Genomic DNA, 6,069 nt, shown 5'->3' on the forward strand with positions numbered 1-6,069 from the left:
CCCACAATTCGAAAAGTTGTCCCGAATGACCCAAATCATAGAACGCAAGCGTGCTGACGGCTCCACCGCCTATCTGGCACAGATAGCCGTCAAAAGAAAAGGGCAATGGCTTCATCGGGAATCGCGGACGTTCGACAGGAAATCGACAGCAGAGGCTTGGCACATAAAGCGAATGAAGGAGATCAAAGCGCTCGGCGACGACCTATCTACTCTAAGGCGCAAAAACCGAACACTTTCCACTGCAATAGACAAGTATCTAGCCGACACCAACGAGCGGATAGGTAAGACGAAGAAGCAGGTTCTAGAGACAATTCGCGACGAATATGACATCTCGGAAATGAACGCCAACGACATTCAGAGCGCAGACATTGTCGACTTCTTACGCTTGGTCAGTGCCCGCGACGGCGTAGGCTCACCTGCAACGGTTCTGAACTATGCATCACATCTCGCCGCAGTTTTTCGGATTGCAAAACCTGCTTGGGGCATCCCACTGAATCGGTTGGCGATGACCGAGGCGATGGAAGCAACTAAACGGCTGGGCATCACTCGCAAATCGAAATCCCGCAACAGGCGCCCGACGCTGGATGAGCTGGACGCCCTGCTGACCCTTTTTGAAGACAAGCACGTCCGCAGGCCCAGTTCACTGCCCATGCACAGAGTTGTGGGTTTCGCGCTATTCTCAACCCGGCGACAAGAAGAAATCACTCGGGTTGCATGGGACGGGTGAGACATGGAGAACAGCCAGGTGTTCATCACTGACATGAAGCACCCCGGCGACGAGATCGGCAACGATGTCTGGTGTGACCTACCAAAACACGCGCTAAAGATCGCACTGTCGATGACGCGCAACGAGGACATGGTCTTTCCGTATAACAGCGACACCATAAGCTCATCATTTACGCAGGCATGTAAGTTATTGGGTATAGAAGACCTGCGCTTCCATGATCTGCGCCATGAAGGAGTATCGCGGCTATTCGAAACAGGGCTTTCGATCCCGCAGGTCGCCGCTGTGTCAGGGCCTCGCTCATGGTCTTCACTCCAGCGATACAATCACATCAAACAGACAGGCGACAAGTATGAAGGATGGGGGTGGCTGGACCGGCTCACCGCACCACAAATGAGGCAAAACACGCAGCGGATTGCAACTCCAAAAACATTCCCAAATAAATCAGAAACTTAGCTGTCATCAGCTATCTGAACAAAAGAAGAGCTGAATGAGAACCTGATATCTGCTATATCACCTTTCGCTGGGCTGCTTATTCTTTGTAGTTCGTATTTCTGCGGCGCATCATCGATGCCAAACAAACGCGTTTGAACCAACTCTACTGGCACTGGAGACCCTAGACTCTTCAAAAACCGGGGTAGCGCCTTGCATTTTGATACCCAGTGCCACGTCAAAGTACTTTTCGACATTTCCAATGTCTGAATATTCCCGTACTGTTTCTCTCAAAACGTCGGGAGCAAAGGTTACTTTACCTGATAGGATTGATGAGACTTTTTCGACAGGCTGCTCAATGCTGCCGACAGGAAACAAAAATCCGTTCCTTCCGTCTTCCACCAACTCTGACAGCGCCCCTACATCGCTCGCGACGACTGGTACACCGCTATTCATTGCTTCGCACACGACCAAACCAAAAGACTCCGCAAGGCTGGTAATCAACATACAGCCGCCGCTTTCCCGCGTTTGACTTAGAAGTTCTCCAATCTCCTCGCGATCTAATGACATTCTTAGAGAAACCTTGTCTTCAATTCGCAAAAACTGCAGTTCGTTAAAGAACTGGTCAAGGGTGTTTGCATTGTTCACGCCACCGTTGACCATCACCAGCTTCGCGTCTATTTCCTTTGCGATAACACGAAAAACTCGCAAAGCATCAATCCAGTTTTTCCCGTGGTAGAGCTTACCGACCCAAACTAGTAGTGGCTTTGTTTCCCTATCTTTTTGTATCTTCTTCGCGACAGGAAATGGACGCACGAAGTTTGGAACGACATGCACCTTCTTTTGGTTTTCACGCAAGTTTAGCTTACTTAGGACGCGGCTTTTCGACCATTGGGACGGAACAACAATGGCATTGACTATGCTTGCCCGGTCATCATTGACTTGATCAAAAAATTTGGCCGTTGATGAGTGCAACTCAAGATTGATTCTCCCATCTATTGTCTCAAATACTTGTTCAATGTGTTGGGCTTCGTCAATCAGGTTAAAGTGGTTAACTTCTTCCCTGTTCGCAATATCAATGGACTTCTTAATGTAGTCGCGATCGATCGTGGTCGCAATACCGTGATCTTCCAAGTCCTGCAAACCATTCGCGTCCTGGGACATACAGGCAAAAACAGAAGCCTCCTTCATTCGAGTAAACGATTGTCGGTTTTTGATGACCGAGCAGACGCCTCCCATATTGCTGTACAGGTAAGAATAGAGAATTTTCATTTTCTTACAGCCTCAAAAATCTCAATCATCAAACTTGCGCGATCTGCCCAGGAGGAATGCCCCACAAATTTAGTGTTAGCTCTTCGATCAAACTTTGCTTCCAAAGTTTCCAGTAATCGAGAGGAAAAATCGCTGTCGTTGCGATAACACCAGACCTTGGGAACGTCCTTAATTTGCTCCATGTACACGGACAAAACTGGGAGTTCCAAACACAGGTATTCGTAGATTTTTATCGGATCGACAGCGTTCGCCAGTCGCCCAGACACAAAGGGAATAATACCTAAAGACCAGTGAGATCCAACGGATATAATGGCGTCGTGATTCATCGGGCCAAGCAGCTTCACATTGTCTGGCAAGTCTGTGGGTGAATAGCCATGACCTATTATTTCGATCTGATGGTTTGGAAAATTTCTTGCATGGTTTAGCACAACAGGCCAGTTGAACCATTTATCGGTAAGGTGTCCGAAATATCCAATCTTTGGCTGAGTCCCCTTCGCCTTTTTGGGACTGGAAGCACTCAAATCAACTGAATTCGTCTCGATTGCCTTCGCGTGCCTAATGAACGCGCTACCAGCGGCATTTGGAACGATGTAATTCTTGTTGGGATCTGCGCCAAATAGACCCATCTTGGACCGCAAAGCGGGGCTCACGCTGACGGCAGCGTCGCAGTTCTGAGCAAGATATCTTTCGACATTCGGCTTGTACCAGCGAGCCGCTCCCACTTCGAAGAACTCTTCCCAATCGTCACGCGCTTCAAATTTTTGTGTCCAACCGTTTCGCCCAAACACGTCCAGAACTTGAATGCTCGTACTATCTGGAAAGCTTTGGAGAACCAGCTTGTTACTGGCTTTTAGCTTGGACAATCGCGACAGATATAGTTCAACCATGTCATTTGGGATTTGAATGATGCTATTGGTTTCAGTGACCACCTGTTGCTGCATGATAGAACCATTCAGGTCAGACCTCACATAGACGTAGATCACGCCCCAACCAAGTTTTTCAAATTCCTTAGCCAACATCATCGATCGATTGGCACGATTGTCTTTCCCGATTTCCGTAGTGCCAGTATAGACCAAGACGACATTTTCAAACCCACGCGATTCAAAAGTCGATAGTTCGATTGAGATCTTCTCGACTTGCTGATCATACAGCAGGCCAATCAACTCACATCTGCCCTGAATACTTATCCGTTCAACGTCATCGACCCACCTCAGGAACGACAAATCAATTTCGGAGTGCGCTTCGTTTGAAACGAAGGAATGCGTGTTCGGCCCGGACTTAGCGTACTTATAATAACCGTATTTTGGCGAAAAGTGTAGCGCCCCAAGCGGAGTGTCGGAGTACTTTGAACTTGCATATGCAGGCTGAAAGAGTGCAACTTTTTGGCTGTCAGCCATGGTCTCCGAAGAGGGAACCGTGTCGAACTTGACGCTGTAGTTCCCGATAGGTCCAAGGTGAATTTTGCAAGTATCCTTCGTTTTTTTTGCTGAAAGCTCCATGGAAAATTCTCGAAGGTAATTCATGTCTTGCGGAGATGGTCCCGCATGGTTTGGCGCATTCCCACATTGCTCAACAGTTTCGACTCTACGGTGACGAGCCTGCGCCACCACCGGCATGGAAATAGATTTGACAACAAACCCTTTGTCGTTCCTGGGTAACCAGTTTACGAGAATGAGCTGAATCGCCTTTACGGGAGGCAAGACACGAACACGGATTGATGACACCCCATCACCTAAGTACTTGTAATAAGCTCCTATGTCTGAAAAAGGTAGATGCCCAAAAGCTCTTGACACAATAACCGGTGAAGTAATTTTCTCCCCATCACGATCTAAGCATTCAAAGAAACATACGACTTTGTCGTTGCCAAAGGTCTCTAAGTTAAATTCCAACGTCAACTGTCCAGAAAAGTCGTGCGTGCTAATGGTCGAAGTAAAACACTTACCGTCCTTCACCCTCTTTTCATCAGTGATTTTTTGTTGTGACATTTCAGTATCCCTAAAAGAACTCTCGCAGTGCAGGCTTTCCAAGATGAGAAAAAAGGTAAGTCGGTGTGTGGTTGAATCGGCGGATTAGTCTGTAATCTCGCGCGTTCATCCAACCGACAACCTCCCTTAGGTTCTCTCTTTCGGCTTCTACATAGATATGGGGCTTGAAGTTCAAAATTGTCCTAGCGGCACCTTTCAAGACTTCAACTTCCGCCCCTTCGACGTCAATTTTGACTAGGGAGACATCCTTGATGTCGAAGTCATCTAGAGCATAAACCTTATACGAGTTCTTAGTTTTTTCCCTTAAAAATTCAACCGAAGTTGCCCCGGGGTTCCCTTCATGAAGTTGATTCAGAGTCGCATACTTTGTGTCATATGAACCGACAACAGATCGAAATGCCTTGATGTCTTCCGGTCTCAAATCGTTAATTGAGATGTTCCTCAACAACTTCTCATATGTTCCAGGCTGCGCTTCAAATGACAGTACCCTGTCAGGTTTAACGACCTTTGAAAAGAAGAGACTATGGTTTCCAATATGGGCACCAACGTCGATGAATGTGCCCCCATTTAAAAATCGCGACCAAATATCGTGAAGAAGCTCAAGCTCGTAAAATGATCCAGTGCGTTCGACTTCTGCTTCAATGTAGTCCAGAGAACCGTCCTTTTCGAACAGCACGGTATTGCCCATGTAGTTTGCGGTAATGATCGCGGGATTCTCGAGGCTTTTCGCTTCAGGCTTCCCTTTGACCATCTACTTTTTAACACCGTAACTAAATGAAGGGACTGTGACATCTTTGGCCTCAAAGTCCGCTGCAGATACCTCAATTTGCGCAACTCCGCGTGGAATACGGAAAAAAACATTCACAGCACCAAAGAGTGACGCCCCATCGCCTTGGGACGAAGCCTCTTCAAACTCTATGTACTTGAAATACTTACCCGAATTAGTTGGAGTTAGCCCGGGCACATTGACCTCTTTGGATTGTCCATCAACGCCGCGGAACTCGACCTGTAGTAAACCTCTAAGCTTAGATTCACTATAGTTTTCGGGTGCACATGCAGATGCCTCCATGCAAAGCTCGACGGTCTCGCCGGGCTTAGTCCAAATCTGTGATTTCACTTCAAGTCTCCCTGCCTAAAAAATGGGCTTTCCAAGAATTATCCACGTGATCACTTAAAAATAATACTCCATTAACCTTTTGTTTCATTTCGAGACTTGATGCAAAAAAAAACTCGCATGTGTTGTCAGATGGAAATACAATTCGACATGCACAGACAGTGCATTTTCGAACCGGTACTGATAGAGGTAAGCATCTGAACGGCAACACTATTCGCAGTTCCTCACTGAACGAATTCGAGCGCGAAATTTCGGGGTTTGACGGCTCATTTCATTCGCAAGATCGCGGCAGTCTTGTCCTTGGATGACTGAGACGATCCAAAGTAGAAGTTGATGATTCCGATCACGGCGGTGGTCAGTGCGCCTACGACGGCCATGATCGCCTCTTTCGAACCTCCAGGGATTGGTACAAAGATTAGGCTCAGGACTCATAACCAGAAAATGACGATTGCAGCGAGAGCGATTGCCGACAGGAAGACTTTCGGGCACCGGTCATATCGTGTTGCTACTCGCCGCCAATCCTTCAGCCTCCCGAACATGAT

The 6,069-nt window shown here is 47.5% G+C and carries 6 protein-coding genes and 1 pseudogene; 2 read left to right on the top strand and 5 right to left on the bottom strand.

Features of this window, described 5'->3' with window-relative positions; genetic code table 11:
* Window positions 1-25 precede the first annotated feature (25 nt).
* Window positions 26-727: a hypothetical protein gene (locus tag TRM7615_RS25945; protein ID WP_235824105.1), complete on the top strand. Its 702-nt coding sequence runs from the start codon at window positions 26-28 to the stop codon at window positions 725-727.
* Window positions 728-730: 3 nt separating this feature from the next.
* Window positions 731-1,180, top strand: coding sequence for a tyrosine-type recombinase/integrase (locus TRM7615_RS25950; RefSeq protein WP_235824106.1), 450 nt, complete (start codon window positions 731-733; stop codon window positions 1,178-1,180).
* A gap of 108 nt (window positions 1,181-1,288) precedes the next feature.
* Here the strand turns inward: TRM7615_RS25950 and TRM7615_RS15395 are convergent, their stop codons facing one another.
* From TRM7615_RS15395 to TRM7615_RS15415, 5 genes and pseudogenes are all read right to left on the bottom strand, one after another.
* The gene (locus TRM7615_RS15395; protein ID WP_108789074.1) at window positions 1,289-2,428 is read right to left on the bottom strand and encodes a glycosyltransferase family 4 protein; all 1,140 of its coding nucleotides are present in this window, start codon (window positions 2,426-2,428) and stop codon (window positions 1,289-1,291) included.
* On the bottom strand, window positions 2,425-4,413 hold the full coding sequence (locus TRM7615_RS15400) for a glycosyltransferase family protein (protein ID WP_108789076.1): 1,989 nt from the start codon (window positions 4,411-4,413) through the stop codon (window positions 2,425-2,427). Before TRM7615_RS15400 ends, TRM7615_RS15395 begins: the two co-directional genes overlap by 4 nt.
* A gap of 10 nt (window positions 4,414-4,423) precedes the next feature.
* Window positions 4,424-5,164, bottom strand: a complete 741-nt coding sequence (locus tag TRM7615_RS15405; RefSeq protein WP_108789078.1) for an FkbM family methyltransferase — start codon at window positions 5,162-5,164, stop codon at window positions 4,424-4,426.
* Entirely contained in the window at window positions 5,165-5,530 is a 366-nt protein-coding gene (locus tag TRM7615_RS15410) for a hypothetical protein (RefSeq protein ID WP_108789080.1), read from the bottom strand.
* Window positions 5,531-5,955: 425 nt separating this feature from the next.
* A pseudogene (locus tag TRM7615_RS15415) lies at window positions 5,956-6,069 on the bottom strand (IS5/IS1182 family transposase); the annotation flags it as partial.

It is taken from the genome of Falsiruegeria mediterranea M17, from assembly GCF_900302455.1.
GTDB classification, from domain to species: Bacteria; Pseudomonadota; Alphaproteobacteria; order Rhodobacterales; family Rhodobacteraceae; genus Falsiruegeria; species Falsiruegeria mediterranea.

Bases quoted from the DNA above. Each gene is read 5' to 3' on its own strand.
- TRM7615_RS25945 (WP_235824105.1), top strand. From the start codon at position 26: ATGACCCAAATCATAGAACGCAAGCGTGCTGACGGCTCCACCGCCTAT.
- TRM7615_RS25950 (WP_235824106.1), top strand. From the start codon at position 731: ATGGAGAACAGCCAGGTGTTCATCACTGACATGAAGCACCCCGGCGAC.
- TRM7615_RS15395 (WP_108789074.1), bottom strand. From the start codon at position 2,428: ATGAAAATTCTCTATTCTTACCTGTACAGCAATATGGGAGGCGTCTGC.
- TRM7615_RS15400 (WP_108789076.1), bottom strand. From the start codon at position 4,413: ATGTCACAACAAAAAATCACTGATGAAAAGAGGGTGAAGGACGGTAAG.
- TRM7615_RS15405 (WP_108789078.1), bottom strand. From the start codon at position 5,164: ATGGTCAAAGGGAAGCCTGAAGCGAAAAGCCTCGAGAATCCCGCGATC.